The sequence below is a fragment of the Kurthia sibirica genome (assembly GCF_003143975.1).
GTDB classification, from domain to species: domain Bacteria; phylum Bacillota; class Bacilli; order Bacillales_A; family Planococcaceae; genus Kurthia; species Kurthia sibirica.
The window spans coordinates 46,784-64,821 of record NZ_QFVR01000004.1 but is presented as its reverse complement, the minus strand read 5'-3'; the positions used below and the strand labels follow the sequence as shown (position 1 = coordinate 64,821).

At 37.5% G+C, this 18,038-nt stretch carries 19 protein-coding genes and 1 riboswitch; of the genes, 18 read left to right on the top strand and 1 reads right to left on the bottom strand.

What is annotated here, in order from left to right; translation table 11 throughout:
• Positions 1–225: 225 nt before the first annotated feature.
• The 9 genes from DEX24_RS04255 to DEX24_RS04215 all read left to right on the top strand — a co-directional run bounded on the left by DEX24_RS04255 (position 226) and on the right by DEX24_RS04215 (position 10,271).
• Positions 226–1,911: a long-chain-fatty-acid--CoA ligase gene (locus DEX24_RS04255; RefSeq protein ID WP_109305167.1), complete on the top strand. Its 1,686-nt coding sequence runs from the start codon at positions 226–228 to the stop codon at positions 1,909–1,911.
• Positions 1,912–2,005: 94 nt separating this feature from the next.
• On the top strand, positions 2,006–2,587 hold the full coding sequence (gene fadR / locus DEX24_RS04250) for a fatty acid metabolism transcriptional regulator FadR (RefSeq protein ID WP_109305166.1): 582 nt from the start codon (positions 2,006–2,008) through the stop codon (positions 2,585–2,587).
• A 67-nt stretch (positions 2,588–2,654) separates the two neighbouring features.
• The gene (locus DEX24_RS04245; protein ID WP_109305165.1) at positions 2,655–3,419 is read left to right on the top strand and encodes an enoyl-CoA hydratase; all 765 of its coding nucleotides are present in this window, start codon (positions 2,655–2,657) and stop codon (positions 3,417–3,419) included.
• A gap of 23 nt (positions 3,420–3,442) precedes the next feature.
• Positions 3,443–4,216 carry an electron transfer flavoprotein subunit beta/FixA family protein gene (locus DEX24_RS04240; RefSeq protein WP_109305164.1) on the top strand — a complete coding sequence of 258 codons (774 nt, stop codon included), beginning with the start codon at positions 3,443–3,445 and terminating at the stop codon, positions 4,214–4,216.
• A 43-nt stretch (positions 4,217–4,259) separates the two neighbouring features.
• Complete coding sequence (locus DEX24_RS04235; protein ID WP_109305163.1) at positions 4,260–5,237, top strand: electron transfer flavoprotein subunit alpha/FixB family protein; 978 nt, start codon at positions 4,260–4,262, stop codon at positions 5,235–5,237.
• Positions 5,238–5,391: 154 nt separating this feature from the next.
• Positions 5,392–6,354 carry an amidohydrolase family protein gene (locus tag DEX24_RS04230; RefSeq protein WP_109305162.1) on the top strand — a complete coding sequence of 321 codons (963 nt, stop codon included), beginning with the start codon at positions 5,392–5,394 and terminating at the stop codon, positions 6,352–6,354.
• 158 nt (positions 6,355–6,512) lie between these two features.
• Positions 6,513–6,827 (top strand): thioredoxin, encoded by a 315-nt coding sequence (gene trxA, locus DEX24_RS04225; RefSeq protein ID WP_109305161.1) that lies wholly within the window; start codon positions 6,513–6,515, stop codon positions 6,825–6,827.
• A 73-nt stretch (positions 6,828–6,900) separates the two neighbouring features.
• A complete protein-coding gene (gene uvrC / locus DEX24_RS04220) occupies positions 6,901–8,676 on the top strand; it encodes an excinuclease ABC subunit UvrC (protein ID WP_109305160.1) in 1,776 nt (591 codons plus the stop codon).
• Between the two features lie 54 nt (positions 8,677–8,730).
• A riboswitch (Lysine riboswitch) is annotated at positions 8,731–8,908 on the top strand.
• A gap of 130 nt (positions 8,909–9,038) precedes the next feature.
• A complete protein-coding gene (locus tag DEX24_RS04215) occupies positions 9,039–10,271 on the top strand; it encodes an aspartate kinase (RefSeq protein WP_109305159.1) in 1,233 nt (410 codons plus the stop codon).
• Positions 10,272–10,422: 151 nt separating this feature from the next.
• Here the strand turns inward: DEX24_RS04215 and DEX24_RS04210 are convergent, their stop codons facing one another.
• Complete coding sequence (locus tag DEX24_RS04210; protein ID WP_109305158.1) at positions 10,423–10,842, bottom strand: DUF2507 domain-containing protein; 420 nt, start codon at positions 10,840–10,842, stop codon at positions 10,423–10,425.
• A gap of 271 nt (positions 10,843–11,113) precedes the next feature.
• Between DEX24_RS04210 and DEX24_RS04205 the strand changes: the two genes are divergently transcribed.
• The 9 genes from DEX24_RS04205 to DEX24_RS04170 all read left to right on the top strand — a co-directional run bounded on the left by DEX24_RS04205 (position 11,114) and on the right by DEX24_RS04170 (position 18,033).
• On the top strand, positions 11,114–11,725 hold the full coding sequence (locus DEX24_RS04205; protein ID WP_109305157.1) for a succinate dehydrogenase cytochrome b558 subunit: 612 nt from the start codon (positions 11,114–11,116) through the stop codon (positions 11,723–11,725).
• 67 nt (positions 11,726–11,792) lie between these two features.
• Complete coding sequence (gene sdhA / locus DEX24_RS04200) at positions 11,793–13,544, top strand: succinate dehydrogenase flavoprotein subunit (RefSeq protein WP_109305156.1); 1,752 nt, start codon at positions 11,793–11,795, stop codon at positions 13,542–13,544.
• 2 nt (positions 13,545–13,546) lie between these two features.
• A complete protein-coding gene (gene sdhB / locus DEX24_RS04195; protein ID WP_109305155.1) occupies positions 13,547–14,314 on the top strand; it encodes a succinate dehydrogenase iron-sulfur subunit in 768 nt (255 codons plus the stop codon).
• A 77-nt stretch (positions 14,315–14,391) separates the two neighbouring features.
• Complete coding sequence (locus DEX24_RS17115; protein WP_170112839.1) at positions 14,392–14,556, top strand: hypothetical protein; 165 nt, start codon at positions 14,392–14,394, stop codon at positions 14,554–14,556.
• A gap of 394 nt (positions 14,557–14,950) precedes the next feature.
• The gene (locus tag DEX24_RS04190; protein ID WP_186819604.1) at positions 14,951–15,403 is read left to right on the top strand and encodes an acyl-CoA thioesterase; all 453 of its coding nucleotides are present in this window, start codon (positions 14,951–14,953) and stop codon (positions 15,401–15,403) included.
• A gap of 136 nt (positions 15,404–15,539) precedes the next feature.
• Complete coding sequence (locus DEX24_RS04185) at positions 15,540–16,010, top strand: MarR family winged helix-turn-helix transcriptional regulator (protein ID WP_109305153.1); 471 nt, start codon at positions 15,540–15,542, stop codon at positions 16,008–16,010.
• An 11-nt stretch (positions 16,011–16,021) separates the two neighbouring features.
• On the top strand, positions 16,022–16,816 hold the full coding sequence (gene racE / locus DEX24_RS04180) for a glutamate racemase (protein WP_109305152.1): 795 nt from the start codon (positions 16,022–16,024) through the stop codon (positions 16,814–16,816).
• A gap of 101 nt (positions 16,817–16,917) precedes the next feature.
• Entirely contained in the window at positions 16,918–17,505 is a 588-nt protein-coding gene (locus tag DEX24_RS04175) for an XTP/dITP diphosphatase (protein WP_109305151.1), read from the top strand.
• A 12-nt stretch (positions 17,506–17,517) separates the two neighbouring features.
• Positions 17,518–18,033 carry a metallophosphoesterase gene (locus DEX24_RS04170; RefSeq protein WP_109305150.1) on the top strand — a complete coding sequence of 172 codons (516 nt, stop codon included), beginning with the start codon at positions 17,518–17,520 and terminating at the stop codon, positions 18,031–18,033.
• The last annotated feature ends 5 nt before the right edge of the window (positions 18,034–18,038 follow it).

Here is an 18,038-nt window from a genome sequence, read left to right as displayed (position 1 = left end):
TGTTTTTAAATAGAAAATAATACGCTTTTACAATGTGAATAGTCATTCATTTGTGGTAAAGTAATATGTATATAGTAGTTTGTTGAGAAGTAGAACATCGTTGACCTAGGAGCTATGAACTTTGAAGGCCAGACATATAGGACATATATTTTATGGAAGCGCTCACAAAATAACTATATTGTTAAAGTTAGTTTTCTATAATTCAATAGAAGGAGTAGATGTGAAATGACTGAAAAAGTATGGTTACAGCATTATCCAGATTATATTCCGGGAACGCTCAATTATGAAGAAATGCCGTTGCAGCATTTTTTAACTGATGCAGCAAAGCTTACTCCAAATAAAACGGCTATTCATTTTATGGGGAAAGACATTTCTTATACAGAAGTTTACTCAGATGCGCTTAAATTTGCGAATTATTTACAAAAATTAGGTGTTCAAAAAGGGGATCGGGTAGCCATTATGTTACCAAATTCACCGCAGGCTGTTATTGGTTACTTTGGCGTGTTATATGCTGGTGGTGTAGTTGTTATGACGAACCCTCTGTATACTGAACGTGAAATCGAGTACCAAATAAACGACTCTGGCGCAAAAATCATTTTAACTTTAGACCTGCTCTATCCAAGAATTATGAAAGTATTCAAACAGACAACTTTAGAAAATGTTATTGTGACGAGTGTGAAAGATTTTTTACCTTTCCCCAAAAATATTTTATATCCTTTTGTACAAAAACGTGAGAATGGTTTTAAAGTTGAAGTATCGCATAGCGGCGTTAATCACTTATTTGTTGAAATACTTAAAACATCGCCAACAAAACCAATTGAATTAGATTTCAATTGTGAAGAGGACGTCGCATTACTACAATATACTGGCGGTACGACTGGTTTTCCAAAAGGGGTTATGTTGACGCATAAAAATCTCGTAGCAAATGTAAGAATGTGTGAAGTATGGTTGACAGATTCTAGAGGCGATGATGAGTCGATTTTGGGTGTACTGCCATTTTTCCATGTATATGGTATGACGACTGTGCTATTATTAAGCATCTTAAAAAATGCCAAAATGATCCTCTTACCGAAATTTGATAGCGAGACCGTATTAAAGACGATTGAAAAGCAAAAACCGACATTATTCCCTGGAGCACCAACTATTTATATTGGTCTCATAAATAATCCGAATATTACAAAATACGATTTATCTTCTATTAAAGCATGTATTAGTGGTTCAGCTTCATTACCAGCTGAAGTACAAGAAAAATTTGAAGAGTTGACAGGTGGCAAACTCGTTGAAGGGTACGGATTAACAGAATCTTCTCCAGTAACACATGCCAATCTTGTCTATGAGGATATTCGACGTAAAAACTCGATCGGTATTCCGTGGCCAGATACAGATTCACGAATATTTGCCGACGGTACAACGGAGCAAGTACCAAACGGTGAAATCGGTGAAATCGCGGTAAAAGGCCCACAAGTTATGAAAGGCTATTGGAATCGTCCAGAAGATACAGAGATGACTTTAAAAGATGGTTGGTTATTAACGGGGGATCTTGGTTATATGGATGATGAAGGTTTTTTCTATGTTGTTGATCGTAAAAAAGATGTCATCATTGCCGGTGGTTTTAATATTTATCCACGAGAAGTGGAAGAAGTATTATATGAACATACAGATATTGTCGAGTGTGTAGTAGTTGGTGTACCGGATCCATATCGTGGAGAAACCGTAAAAGCTTTTATCGTTTTAAAAGAAGGATCAACGATTACGGAAGGTGAACTGAATACATTTAGTCGTAAGAGTCTTGCGTCATATAAAGTACCTCGTATATATGAGTTTAGAAATGAGCTGCCAAAAACAGCGGTCGGCAAAATATTAAGAAGAACATTAATTGATGAAGAAAAAGAGAAACAACAACAAGTGTAAAGATGATCAAAATACTTGACATTACTACACTTAAATACTATTATAATAAGTGAATGAATAATCATTCATATTTAGGGTTATTGGTGGTGACAATGTGAAAAAAGAAAAACCAAAGTACAAACAAATTGTAGATGCAGCAGTAATTGTGATAGCAGATAATGGTTATCACCAAGCACAAGTATCTAAAATTGCAAAACAAGCAGGCGTGGCAGACGGAACAATCTATCTATACTTTAAAAATAAAGAAGATATTTTGATTTCTGTATTCCAAGAGAAAATGTCATTATTTATCGAAAACCTACAGGAAATTATTCAAGAGGATACGACGCCTTCTGAAAAACTCCGATTGATGATAGAAAATCATTTTAAAGTATTATCAAATGATACTTTTTTATCTCGCGTAACGCAGCTTGAATTGAGACAGTCCAATAAAGATTTACGCCTACAAATCAACTCTATTCTTAAAGAATATTTAGATCAACTAGATGCTATATTGGTTGAAGGTGTAGAAAGTGGCGCCTTCTCAAAAGAGATGGATATACGATTAGCCCGTCAATTAATATTTGGAACAATTGATGAAGTGACAACCTCATGGGTAATGAAGGATCACAAATTCGACCTAAATTCTCAAGCTTCTAAGGTATATCAATTGTTATTAAATGGCATAAAAGCGTAAAATGAGTATGGGAGTAATTTTCTCCCTACTCTTTATTACATAGAGTGATTACAAAGGGGGAGAAACAATGGAGTTTTTACGTGTGACAGAGGACGAAGGGGTTTCGATTATTACGATTAATAGACCACCTGCTAATGCGATGAGTCAAGCTTTAATCGGAGAAATCGAAGAAGCAATGAACAGTATTGAAGCCAATAATTCTACTCGAGTTGTTGTCATCCATGGTGAGGGTAGGTTTTTCTCAGCAGGTGCAGATATTAAAGAATTTTTACAGGTTCCTTCTATAGAAGACCATGCAGCTAAAGCACAGGCGCTATTTGAAAGACTTGAAAATTCCAATAAACCTGTAATCGCTTCCATCCATGGCGCAGCATTAGGTGGAGGTTTGGAACTAGCGATGAGCTGTCATATTCGCTATGTTTCCACTACAGCTAAGCTAGGTTTACCAGAGCTTTCTCTCGGCATTATTCCCGGCTTTGGTGGTACGCAGCGCTTACCACGTTATGTCGGTGTCGCAAAAGCGGCCGAAATGATGTTTACAAGCGATGCAATCTCTGGTTCAGAAGCTGTTGCAGCAGGCTTAGCAACTGCAGCATATCCAGAGGAAGAATTATTAGCTGAAACGCTCAAAATCGCCAAAAAGATAGCATTAAAGAGTCCATTAGCTTTGAAAGCAACAATTGATCTATTGGCCTATTCAAAAGCAAAAAACTTTTATGATGGCATCGATGCAGAAGCACAAGCATTCGGTGAGATTTTCAAATCGGCAGATGCAAAAGAAGGCATTGAAGCTTTTATCGAAAAACGCCAACCAATTTTTAAAGGTAAATAAAACTATTCAGGGGGTCTCTAAATATGAATATCTACGTCTTAGTAAAAAGAACATTTGACACAGAAGAAAAAATTGTAATTTCAGGTGGTTCAATTCAAGAAGATGGTGCTGAATTCATCATCAATCCATATGATGAATATGCGATTGAAGAAGCGATTAAAGTACGTGATAGTGCCGGTGGAGAAGTGACGGTTATTACGATTGGTAATGATGAGTCTGAAAAACAACTTCGCACAGCTTTAGCTATGGGCGCAGATAAAGCAGTATTAATTAATGCAGAAGAAGATGTTGAAGCGTTAGATCAATTCTCTGTTGCAAAAATTTTATCTGAATATTTAAAAGACAAGGAAGTAGATTTAATTTTTGGTGGTAACGTAGCGATTGATGGTGGGTCTGGTCAAGTGGGGCCTCGCTTAGCTGAACTACTGGGCATTAACTATGTCACAACAATTACAAGCTTCGAGTTATCGGGTACCGATGTGAAGATCGTGCGCGATGTGGAAGGTGATTCTGAAGAGCTTACAACATCACTACCATTATTAGTAACAGCTCAACAAGGATTGAATGAACCAAGATACCCATCATTACCGGGTATTATGAAGGCGAAGAAAAAACCGCTTGAAGAGTTAGAATTAGATGATCTTGATCTTGATGAAGATGATGTTGAACCGAAAATCAAAACAGTCGAAGTTTTCTTAACAGCTGAAAAACAAGCTGGACGCGTATTAGAAGGCGAAATTGCAGAGCAAGCAAAAGAACTAATTTCACTACTACATTCTGAAGCTAAAGTTATTTAGTACTAAAACTCATACTACGAATATTTGATTGGAGGAATAACATATGTCTAAAAAAGTTGTTGTATTAGCAGAAACACGTGATAATTCTTTAAGAAATGTCTCATTCGAAGCAATCGGTGCGGCAAAAACCATTTCTGAAGGTGGCGAAGTAGTTGTAGCATTATTCGGTTCAGACGTTTCAGCAGTGGCAGATGAACTATTTGAATATGGTGCAGATCGTGTCGTAATCGTCGAGCATCCTCATTTGAAATATTATACTGCAGATGGTTATAATCAAGCATTTCTAGCGGTAGTTGAGCAAGAAAATCCAGATGCAATCGTCTTTGGTCATACCGCATTAGGGAAGGATTTATCCCCTAAAGTTGCAAGTCGTCTTGATACAGGGCTAATCTCAGATGTTACTTCAATTGAAGGTTCAGGTGATTCAGCAGAATTTATTCGTCCAATCTATTCTGGTAAAGCATTCGAACGCGTCGTGTCTGATAGCAAACCATTGTTCATCACAGTACGCCCGAATAATATTGCACCACTAGATCAGCAAGTAGGTAAAGGTGGTTCGACAGAAAAATTAACAGTAGATATTACAAACCTTCGTACAATCGTAGAAAATGTGGTACGTAAAGCGACGGATGGCGTTGATTTATCTGAGGCAAAAGTCGTCGTAGCTGGTGGCCGTGGTGTGAAAAGTTCTGAAGGCTTCGAACCACTACATGAATTAGCGAAGTTATTAGGTGGTGCAGTAGGTGCTTCTCGTGGAGCCTGTGATGCTGATTACTGTGACTATTCGTTACAGATTGGTCAAACAGGGAAAGTTGTTACACCAGACTTATATATTGCAGCAGGTATTTCAGGCGCAATTCAACACTTAGCAGGTATGTCTAACTCGAAAATTATCGTAGCAATCAACAAAGACCCAGAAGCGAATATTTTCAAAGTAGCAGACTATGGCATCGTAGGCGACCTATTCGACGTCGTACCATTGTTAATTGAAGAAATTAAAGCACTTAAAATTAACGCGTAAACGATGTAATTATACAAAAACCAAAAGGAAGTGTGCACGCTTCCTTTTGGTTTATTTTTTATTAAAAGTAAATCAAGATAGCAATAATTATTCGTTGTATATACATAAAACAAAGTTGCCTGTATTGAAGAACCAATTTATAAGGGGTGCTAGTATGTTTATTATTGATGTATCGAACACTTTGCCGCAAATGCAGTTTGGTGACGTTACAGAGGTTGAAATGAAAAATGTCGACTATATTCAGCGCCATATACCAAGCTGGACAAAATTAGCTGGCTGGGAAGCAACTGAATTTCAAAGACGATTACAAAGTAATTCGTTAAAGTCGGTATTAATTCAATTATTTAAGGAATTGGATTCAATCTATTCAATCGAAAATTTTAGGATGTTATTAAAAGAATCGAATATTCAATATCATGCTATTCATAACTTAGATAGTGATCGTTCAAAAAATGATAAGCCGGTGGACCATAGTGAAGTGGCCACCATATTAGCTACTTACCCGCGTGAATTTATAGGTTTTGCAGGTTTTAATCCACATAAAGAAAATAGTTTACAAATAGTAAAGCATGCTCTAACAAAACAAGGGTATGATGCAGTCGTTATTACACCCTATGATCATGGTATAGCAGCTGACGATAAACGATACTATCCTCTTTATGAAATATGCGAAGCTTTAGAAAAACCAATTTGGATTCATTCTTCGATAAATTATTATAAAGAGACCTCTGTTTTTATTGATCATCCTAGACATTTAGAAGCACCATTGATGGATTTTAAATGTTTAAAAATAATTGCCGGTCAAGGGGGATGGCCGTGGATGGAAGATTTGGTTATGTTATTATTAAAATTTGATAATTTATATATTGATTCTACTGCACTCAAACCACAACATATCAATGTTTCCGCTAGTAGTTTGGCGCTTTTTTTTCAATATGCAAATACGTCGCTTCAAGATCAGCTATTATTTGGCTCGAATTGGCTATCTAAAGGTATACCAATAAAGGAGTTACTTGAAGATATTGAAAAATGGCCATTGGAAAAAGAAGTGAAAGAGAAGTTTTACTATAAAAATGCAGCGAAGTTATTTAATTTAGATATAATTCACCTAAAATAGAATAAATAGCGGTGAAATTTCAGTTTAAAGTAAGTGTGAGAAATAGCGATAAGACTAAGTTTTGCAAGAAAAATAAAACTGTAGGCATTTTTTTCGCACGTACCTACGTAACATGCTATAATCCTAGCATAGGGTTTATATAAGGAGGAAATTTAATTATGGCAATTGTACATTCAACAGATTCAACATTCACAGAAGATATCGCAGAAGGCGTAGTATTAGTAGATTTTTGGGCTACTTGGTGCGGACCTTGTAAAATGATCGCTCCAGTTCTTGAAGAACTAGATACAGACTTAGCTGGTAAAGCGAAAATTGTCAAAGTAGACGTTGATCAAAACCAACAAACAGCTGCTCAATTCGGCATTATGTCAATCCCAACTTTATTGGTATTTAAAGATGGCGAACCAGTTGATAAAACAGTAGGTTTCCAACCAAAAGAAGCGCTTGCTGAGTTACTTGCTAAACACGCTTAATATAAGCTTGTCAGTCTTACATTCCAAAACCGGATCCTTCTAGAGGGATTCGGTTTTTTTGAAGGTGATAATCATGAATGATCGTATAAAAGAAAAATTGGCTGTATTGCCTGACCACTCTGGCTGTTACTTAATGAAGGATAGGCAAGGGATTGTCATTTACGTCGGAAAGGCAAAAGTGCTTAAAAATCGAGTGCGCTCTTATTTTACTGGGGCACATAATGCGAAAACACAGCGCTTAGTTGCTGAAATTGAGGATTTTGACTATATCGTTACATCCAGTGATATTGAGGCATTTTTACTTGAACTTAATTTAATAAAATTACATGATCCAAAGTATAATATTATGTTAAAAGATGATAAAACATACCCCTATTTAAAAATAACGAATGAAAAATATCCACGTCTTCTTACCGTACGCAAAGTGAAAAAAGATCGAGCAAAATATTTTGGCCCTTACCCCAATGCGTTTGCAGCTGCTGAAACGAAAAAACTTTTAGACCGGATTTATCCTTTACGTAAATGTGATAAAATGCCCCCAAGAGTCTGTTTATACTATCATATGGGGCAGTGCCTAGCACCATGTGTGAAAGAGGTTCCAGAGCAGTCGATGGACAAAATTGTGAAGGAAATTTCGGATTTTTTAAATGGTGGACATGAAGCGGTGAAAGAACAGCTCACTAAACGTATGACGTTAGCCTCTGAAGAACTTGATTTTGAGCGTGCGAAAGAATTTCGCGATCAAATTATCAATATTGAAACGGTCATGGAAAAACAGAAGATTACGACGAGTGATTTTACAAATCGTGATGTGTTTGGTTATGCAGTCGACAAAGGCTGGATGTGTGTGCAAGTATTCTTCATACGTCAAGGGAAGATGATTGAGAGGGATGTGTCATTATTCCCGACCTACATTGACCCGCAGGAGGAGTTTTTAACATTCGTTGCTCGTTTTTATGAAGAGGCCAATCATCTTCAACCAAATGAGGTGATCGTACCTAAACATATAGACGTGGAATTATTAAAGGCAGCATTAAAAACAAAGGTTACGACACCTCATCGTGGTCATAAAAAAGATTTACTAGATTTAGCGACGAAAAACGCCCAATTAAAAATTGATGAGAAATTTCAAATATTACAACGTCAAGAGCAAAAAACAATCGGTGCCTGTGAAGAACTAGGTGAAGCGATGAATATTCAAACACCTTTGCGTATTGAAGCTTTTGATAATTCACATATATTTGGCTCTGATACAGTATCTGCAATGGTTGTTTTTGAAGATGGTCGCCCACGTAAAAAGGATTATCGCAAATTCAAAATTACTACAGCAGCAGCCCATGATGATTACGGTGCGATGCGCGAAGTAATTCGTCGCCGCTATTCACGTGTCGTCAAAGAAGGATTGCCATTACCGGATCTCTTATTGACAGATGGTGGTAAAGGGCAAATGGAAGTCGCACGTGAAATTATTGAAGATGAGTTGGGTTTAGATATACCAATTGCAGGTTTAGCAAAAGATAATAAACATAAAACATCGCAACTATTATATGGGAATCCTCCACAAGAAATCCCGCTTAAACGTAATAGCGAAGGGTTTTATTTATTGCAGCGTATTCAAGACGAAGTACACCGATTCGCCATTACTTTTCATCGTCAATTACGTGAAAAGAATGCTTTGACGTCACAACTTGACAATATACCTGGTATTGGTCCGAAGCGGAAGCAGCAATTATTAAAACATTTTGGCTCCATGAAGAAAATTAAAGAGGCAACGAAAGAACAACTAATTGCTAGTGGATTACCAGAAAATCTCGCTAATGCTGCAATTGAATATTTTTCCGGAAAATAATTGTCTTTTACCAAATATTATGCTAAAGTAATAGTGATTTAAATCACTGAAAATAGTGATGATAGAGGTGCAGGTTTCAATAGTAGCGAATGGGAGAGCGTAGTAGCTCGATGAATATTCGTGAAAGGGGAAACTGCCGAAGTGAGAGGTATACTACCTTCCTTTCGCTGGTTCTTCATTTAAGAGATGAAGAATTGTCAGAGTCGAACAACTCTGGAGGGCTATCACACATGAATGTTCTTTAAGAATAGACATGCAAGATGGCCTTTATCTACCAAGATAAAGTGCCGTCTTTTTTTGTTGTTTTTTTGGAAGTCATTGTGGTCATCGCCCGCATATTAATTATGTATGGGAGAGATTGGATGAATAAATTAGTTGTGAAATTTGGTGGAACTTCCGTAGCGACAACGGCTCATATTCAACGTGTAGCAGCGAGGGTTTTAAAAGAAGTAGAAAAAGGCAATAGTTTAGTTGTTGTCGTATCTGCAATGGGCAAAACAACAGATCAACTTGTGCATATGGCTAACGAGCTGTGTGCAGAACCTTCAAAACGCGAGCTAGATGTCTTGTTAACAACGGGTGAACAGGTGACAATTTCTTTGCTTTCTATTGCTCTGCAGAAATTAGGCTTAAAAGCGCAATCTTTTACCGGGTGGCAAGCTGGTATTCATACGGAAACAGTACCAAGTAATGCGCGTATTGAACAGATTGACACACAAGCAATCGAACGAGCATTAGCGGAAGGCAAGGTAGCCGTTGTTGCTGGTTTTCAAGGTGTGGACAGCAATGATAATATTACAACTTTAGGACGTGGCGGTTCAGATACAACAGCTGTGGCAATTGCCGCAGCTATTCAAGCGCAACGTTGTGATATTTATACCGATGTTGAGGGTGTCTATACAAGTGATCCACGCTATGTCAAAAATGCCCGTAAAATTCCACAACTGAGCTACGATGAAATGCTGGAATTAGCGCATTTAGGGGCGGGTGTCCTACATCCACGATCTGTTGAATTAGCAAAAAACTATGAAATGCCGATGTCTGTTCGCTCAAGCTATTGCGAAGAAGAAGGAACGATGTTGAAGGAGGAAGTACAGATGGAAAAAGATATAGTTGTTAGAGGTGTTGCTTTTGAAGGAGATATTATTCGTTTAACGGTATATTATGAAGCGCCTTATACGAGTTCTTTAGCAAGTATTTTCACGACTTTAGCAAAACATCATATTAATGTTGATATTATCGTACAATCTGTCATTCCAAATATGACGCCAACTGTGTCATTCTCAGTGAAAAAAGAACAGTTAAAAGAAGCATTAATTATCTTAGGTGAGCATAAAGATACATTGGGTTTCGACCATATTGATCATGAAGCAGAACTTGCAAAAGTGTCGATTGTCGGCTCAGGTATGGCATCGAATCCAGGTGTTGCTGCCACGATGTTTGATTGTTTATATAAAGAAGGTATTCCGGTGAAAATGGTCAGTACTTCTGAAATAAAAGTGTCAGTCGTTATTCCACAAGAAGAAATGCTCCATGCAGCAAACGCATTACATGAGCAATTTGATTTGTCCATTCTGCCTGAAACTATCGCGTAAAGAATAGTAATTTTAAAAAACAAAATTATTTTAATATATTATAAAAAAGAAAACCCAACGATTTGACATTAGTCAAAATCGTTGGGTTTTTAACGATATAACGATGAATTGGATTAAAAATAAAACAGCTATTTAATAGGTATGTACATCATTATTTTGAGTGAATAGGGTCTTTACGATCCCATTTTATGTGAAAATTCACTGTGTTTTTTTTGGTGTCAACTTCCTCGTGACACTCTGTTAAAAAGCCATTGTATTTTTGATGTTGCTCCGCTAAGTAACCAGCCTCAAGTCTGAAGCTACGTTGATCAAATTTTAAAATATCGGCATCGCCTGTCAAGGAATAGAATGCTTCGCTTTTTGATGTTTTATCAAGTATGAGATGGCCCCATGATGCTTCTGTGAAAAAATCAGTGACCTCGTCTAACTCTAATAAGGGAAATTTCCGTGCGATTTCTTTACCGCACCAATATAAAATATCTTCTTCATTTTTACCAACAATCGCTGATAAAATATGGTCTCGCAGTAATTCGTAACCAAATACAGTTACAGTTTTCGTGTCAGTGGTCATTTAGTAAGCCTTCTTTCTTATTTTTCGCTCACTTTTCACCTTTTGTAGGGAATATGCTACTGGAATAGCGAAAAGTATACATTTCTGTTGAATATTACGCACTTTTTCAGGGGCATAATAGTGGTGGTAACATTGACTCTCATTTGTTATGAGAGTACAATTGAACATGTCATAATATTGTACCATGATAAGGTAAACAGTCCAATAAGCCATTCGTAATCGTTTGGTATGTGGATATGTATTATCTTAAGTACTAAGGGGGGTAACTGTCTTGTCGAAAGATCGTGAGTTTTACTTGCGTCGATTACATTCATTCCTAGGTTTAATTCCAGTAGGACTGTTTTTAATCGTGCATCTATTAGTAAACTATTCAGCAACAAATGGTGAAGCTGCATTCAACAAAGCTGCAGGATTAATGGAGAGTATTCCATTCCTACCAATCGTTGAGTGGGTAGTAATTTATATCCCATTAATGTTCCATGCATTCTATGGTGTATACATTGCGTTCACTGCAAAACCAAATTTAAAACGTTTTGGTACTACACGTAACTGGTTCTTCATGTTACAACGTTTAACAGGAATTATCCTTGTGATTTTCATCGCGTGGCATATATTCCAAACTCGTTTCCAAAAAACACTTCACGGTACGGAACTTGATTACAACTTAATGGCTGATGTTGTTTCAACTCCATGGATGCTTGCATTCTATATCGTAGGTATTATTTCTGCTACATTCCACTTATCTAACGGTATTTGGTCATTCTTAATAAGCTGGGGACTTATCCAATCTCCAAAATCACAAAAAGTTACAACTTACATTACAATGATTATCTTTGTATTGTTATCAGTAGTAGGCGTGATGGCGATCCTAGCATTCACTTAGTCTTTTGAGGGACTTAAGAATGTATGAAAGCGCTTGACTACTAATTGAACGAGGAGTGAGAAAAAACATGGCGAAAAGCAAATTGATAGTTGTTGGGGGCGGTCTTGCCGGCCTTATGTCTTCTATGAAAGCTGCTGAATTGGGCACTGAAGTAGAATTATTCTCATTAGTTCCGGTAAAACGCTCACACTCTGTATGTGCGCAAGGCGGAATTAATGGTGCTGTAAATACGAAAGGTGAAGGGGATTCTCCTTGGATTCACTTTGATGATACAGTATACGGTGGAGATTTCTTAGCAAACCAACCACCAGTAAAAGCAATGTGTGATGCTGCACCTGGTATCATTCATTTATTTGACCGTATGGGCGTTATGTTTAACCGTACACCAGAAGGTCTTTTAGATTTCCGTCGTTTCGGCGGTACAATGCATCACCGTACAGCATTTGCTGGCGCTACAACTGGTCAACAACTTTTATACGCACTTGATGAACAAGTTCGTAAATGGGAAGTTGAAGGTTTAGTAACTAAGTATGAAGGCTGGGAATTCCTAGGTCTAGTACTTGACGAAAACGGTGTATGTAAAGGAATCAAAGCACAAGATTTAACGACTCATGAAATTAAAGCATTCCCTGCTGATGCTGTAATCATGGCAAGTGGTGGTCCTGGTATTATCTTTGGTAAATCTACGAACTCAATGATCAACACTGGTTCTGCAGCATCTATCGTGTACCAACAAGGTGCAAAATATGCGAATGGTGAGTTCATTCAAATTCACCCAACAGCAATTCCTGGAGATGACAAATTACGTCTAATGTCGGAATCTGCTCGTGGTGAAGGTGGTCGTATCTGGACTTATAAAGATGGGAAACCATGGTACTTCCTTGAAGAAAAATATCCTGCATACGGTAACTTAGTACCTCGTGATGTTGCGACGCGCGAAATCTTCGACGTATGTATTAACCAAAAACTTGGTGTTAACGGAGAAAACGTTGTATACCTTGATTTATCACACAAAGATCCTCATGAATTAGATATTAAACTTGGTGGAATCATCGAGATTTATCAAAAATTCGTAGGTGACGACCCTCATAAAGTTCCTATGAAAATTTTCCCAGCAGTTCACTATTCTATGGGTGGATTATGGGTAGATTATGATCAACAAACAACAATTCCAGGCGCATTTGCTGCCGGTGAATGTGATTACTCTCAACACGGTGGTAACCGTCTAGGAGCGAACTCATTACTATCAGCTATTTATGGTGGTTCTGTTGCAGGTCCAAACGCAGTTAACTACATCAAACACTTAGATACACATGTTGAAGATTTACCAACTGCTATCTATGAAGATGCTGTTAAAGAAGAACAAGCTAAATGGGATGAAGTTATGAGCCTTAAAGGCACAGAAAATGCATACCTATTACACAAAGAACTAGGCGAAGTAATGACTAACAATGTAACAGTTGTACGCCATAACGACCGTTTAGAAAATACTTTAGTGAAGCTTGAAGAATTAAAAGAGCGTTGGAATAATATTGATATCAATGACACGAATAAATGGTCTAACCAAGGCGTACAATTTACTCGTCAATTGAAAAATATGATTGCATTAGCATTCGTTATTACAAAAGGCGCATTATTACGTGACGAATCACGTGGAGCTCACTACAAACCTGATTTCCCAGAACGTAATGATGAAGACTTCTTGAAAACAACAATTGCGCAATTCACTCCTTCATTCGATCCAATTATCACGTATGAAGAAGTAGATGTTTCAATGATTAAACCACGTAAACGTGACTATACTGGAGGTGCCCACTAATCATGGCAGATCAAAAAATGTTAGACGTAGAAATTCAACGTCAAGACAGCACTGACTCTAGTCCATATTGGGAGAAATTTAAGGTTCCATACCGTCCAAATATGAACGTAATCTCAGTACTAATGTTCATCCGTGAACACCCTACAACTGTTGAAGGTAAAGAAACTTCACCTGTAGCTTGGGACATGAACTGTCTTGAAGAAGTATGTGGAGCTTGTTCAATGGTAATCAATGGTCGTCCACGTCAATCATGTTCAGCATTAGTTGACCAATTAACGCAACCATTAAAATTACAACCAATGAGCACTTTCCCTGTTATCCGTGACTTACAAATCGACCGCTCACGCATGTTCGATTCACTTAAAAAAGTTAAAGCATGGGTTCCTATCGATGGATCATATGATCTTGGCGAAGGTCCTCGTATGCCAGAACGCAAACGCGAATGGGCTTACGAGCTTTCAAAATGTATGACTTGTGGTGTATGTCTAGAATCATGTCCAAACGTGAACTCTGGATCTTCATTTATGGGACCAGCTCCATTATCACAAGTTCGTCTATTCAATACTCACCCAACAGGTGCAATGAATAAAGACGAACGCCTTGATGCAATCATGGGTGATGGTGGCTTAGCTAACTGTGGTAACTCACAAAACTGTGTAGCAGCTTGTCCAAAAGGTATTCCTTTAACAACTTCTATCGCTTCACTTAACCGTGCAGCAACAGTACAAATGTTCAAAAACTTCTTCGGTTCTGACCACATGGTCGACTAAGAATGAACTAACGGCTTCATCTACTTGTAGATGAAGCCGTTTTTGTATACACATAAAAGGAAGAAATTCCATCGCCATTGAAATCTGTAATGTTAGTTGAATCAGCTCAAGCGGCAAGTAAATCGAGCCAACCGGTAAGTAAATCGAGCCAACCGGTAAGTAAATCGAGTCAAGTGGTAAGTAAATCGGCTCAACCGGTAAGTAAATCGAGTCAACCGGTAAGTAACACCTGTATAAGTTAAACTTTTCACTTTAAAAGAGTAGTTATGTCAACATTCGCGGCGATAATCACATACAATCGAAAGGAATTGTCGCGTATAAGGGAGTAATCCAATCTTGCTAGTTAAGCTGCAAGTAAATCGAGCCAACCGGTAAGTAAATCGGCTCAACCGGCAAGTAAACGAGCTCAACCGGTAAGTAACATCCAGTTACGGAAATAATTTAGTTTTAAAATTCAATAATGAGTCATGATTGGGTGATATTAAATCGTATGAAAAAAAAGAATATTGCTACACGTATAGGCGCAGCGTGTTAGTGAGGATAAATCTTGCTGTAAGAAACTATATTCTTTCCTATTTAAATATTATTCTGATACAATTACATTATGAATAATGATTCACTTTTAGGGGGATAATGATGAAGGAAACCTATATTGAAGACTTTGAGAAGTGGCAAAAGGATTTTACTTTTTATGAAGATATTGAAGTGCGATTTTCGGAAACCGATATGCTTGGACATCTGAATAACTCAGTACCATTTATTTATTTTGAATCAGCGCGTATGAAATTTATGGGAGACAGTAAATTATTCAATGATTTTACAGCAGAAGACAATCCCATTGTGCCTGTAGTGGCCGACATTCAATGTGATTTTTTAGGCCAAATATTTTTTGGTGAGACGGTACGTATCTATACAAAATATACGCGTATTGGCAATTCATCTGTAGAAATTCATTATATGGGTGTAGTTTCTGGCGATATTCGCTTAACGGGTAGAGGGACCGTTGTTCAAATGGATTCAACAACAGGGCGTTCTTCAAAGTGGACGACTGAGCAATTAGATATCTTAAAAAGCATAAATATTTATTAATTACTATGTAAAATAGCCGAATTTGAGAAGAATACTTGCCAATCTTCGACTTAACATTCACAATATACTTAATACGTTAATTTAATAAAGTAATTCGAGTTTTGAAGTAAATTAATCGAAGTAGGAGTGAATAGTCATGGCAGGAGAACAACAAGATGTAAAGGTAAATCGCGATGAGATTGGTATGTTAGAAAAAGATTTACGACATATTGCAGCAATCGTAAAACAAAAGGGTCGCGAAATCCTAAATAATTATACGATTACACCGCCGCAGTTTATTGCGCTACAGTGGTTGGACGAGCTTGGGGACATGACAATTGGTGATTTATCGAATAAAATGTACTTAGCTTTTAGTACGACGACAGATTTAATTGATCGTATGGAAAAAAACATGCTCGTACAACGTTTACGTGATATGCAAGACCGTCGAGTTGTACGCATTCATCTACTACCAGAAGGGGAGAAGATTATTAAAGAAGTCATCGATAAACGTCAGCTTTATCTACAAGATATTGTGAGCGATTTTGAAGATGAAGAGGTATCACAATTATCCGTATTACTACAAAAGCTGTATATAAAAATGAACGAAGATATGAATGAGGATTGAGGCGGTAACTTATGAATGCTCCCATCGGGGTTATAGATTCAGGCGTGGGTGGGTTGACCGTTGTAAAAGAAATGCTAAAATACTTACCAAACGAGACGATTTACTATATTGGTGATACCGCTAGATGCCCATATGGACCGCGTACTGGTGAGCAAGTATTAGATTTTACAACCGAACTAGCGGAAAAATTAAAGAGCATGCATATTAAAATGCTCGTAATCGCATGTAACACAGCAACGGCAGTGGCTCTTGAACCACTTCAGAAGCAATGTGACTTCCCGGTGATCGGTGTAATAAATGCAGGTGCAACAGCAGCGATTAAAGAAACAAAATCACATGAAATTGCGGTAATTGCAACTGCCGGTACAGTGAAAAGTGGCGCTTACGAGGATGCGTTATACTCCTTGTATTCTCAAAGTGTTATTACATCTTTAGCATGTCCAGCGCTTGTGCCCCTTGTAGAGAGCGGACAGTCGACAGGTACTTTTGCTCAACAACTCGTTGAGAAGACGTTGGCCCCCCTACAAGAGGCTACATACGATACGATGATTTTAGGCTGCACGCATTATCCAATTATTCAAGAATTGATTGAACATGTTGTTGGCCCAAAAGTACATGTTGTGTCATCTGCAACTGAAACAGCCAAGCATGCAAAGGAAATACTTGAATTTATGTCGATTGATAATACGAGTGGAATAAGAGGTAAGCACCAATTTTTTGCAACAGGTTCCGTACCTAAATTCCAGACGGTGTTAGACCACTGGCTTAAACTCGATGATACACAAGCACAGAAGATAGACCTATAGTACTTAATGGGCAGCGAAAAGTGAAAATTCGTTGCTCTTTCTTTATGTTGAAATATGAATTTATGGTAAAATGAAGAGGAATTTATACAGGAGGTAGTCACATGAAAAAAGTCGTAATCGCAACAAAAAACAGAGGTAAAGTAAAAGATTTTGAAACAATTTTTGGACCAATGGGGTATGAAGTTGTAACGATGTTTGATGTCGCACCTGATATGGAAATAGAAGAAACAGGTACAACATTTGAAGAGAATGCGATTATTAAAGCGGAGACGCTTGCTAAAGCGCTTAATCTATTAGTTATCGCAGATGATAGTGGATTGATGATTGATGCATTAAATGGCGAACCTGGCGTTTATTCGGCACGTTATGCTGGGGATCATGATGATGAAGCAAATATTGTTAAAGTATTGAAAAACTTAGAAAATATTCCGCCAGAAGAACGTACAGCACGGTTTTGCTGTTGTTTAGCAATCACAGGTCCAGATTTCCCAACAACGACTGTATTTGGTACATGTGAAGGGCTGATCCTTGAAGAAAAACGCGGTGAAAATGGTTTCGGCTACGATCCAATATTTTATGTACCTTCACAAGAAAAAACAATGGCAGAACTAACGCCAGCACAAAAGGGTGCAATCTCTCATAGAGGAAACGCATTAAAATTATTGCAAGAAAAAATAGGCGAACGATAAGGTGGTAATAAAATGAAAATTGTCGTACTTAGTGATACACATGGCGATGCAGAAATAATTTCAACCGTATTTAATCAGGAGCAAGATGCAGATGTATTTTTCCATTGTGGGGATAGTGAACTTAGCTACAACGATGACCATTTTAACGATATGATTCGTGTTAAAGGTAATTGTGATTTTGATGACAACTTTGAAAATGATATTATCGTCAACCTAGATGACCGTAAAGTATTTATAACACATGGGCATCTATATGATATTAAAACAACATTAGCTCTATTAAATGATCAAGCTCAAGAAGCTGACGCGGATTTCGTATTTTTTGGCCACTCTCATCTAATGGGAGCAGAAGTAATTAATAATAGGCTATTCCTGAACCCAGGAAGTCTGACTTTACCAAGAGATGGAAACGCTAAAAGTTATGCTACAGTCGAGTGGGAAGATGATGAAAATGATCTGACCGTCTATTTCAAAACACCAGATAAAAAAATCATCTCTAAACATTTATTTTCTATATTAAAAAAATAATGTTG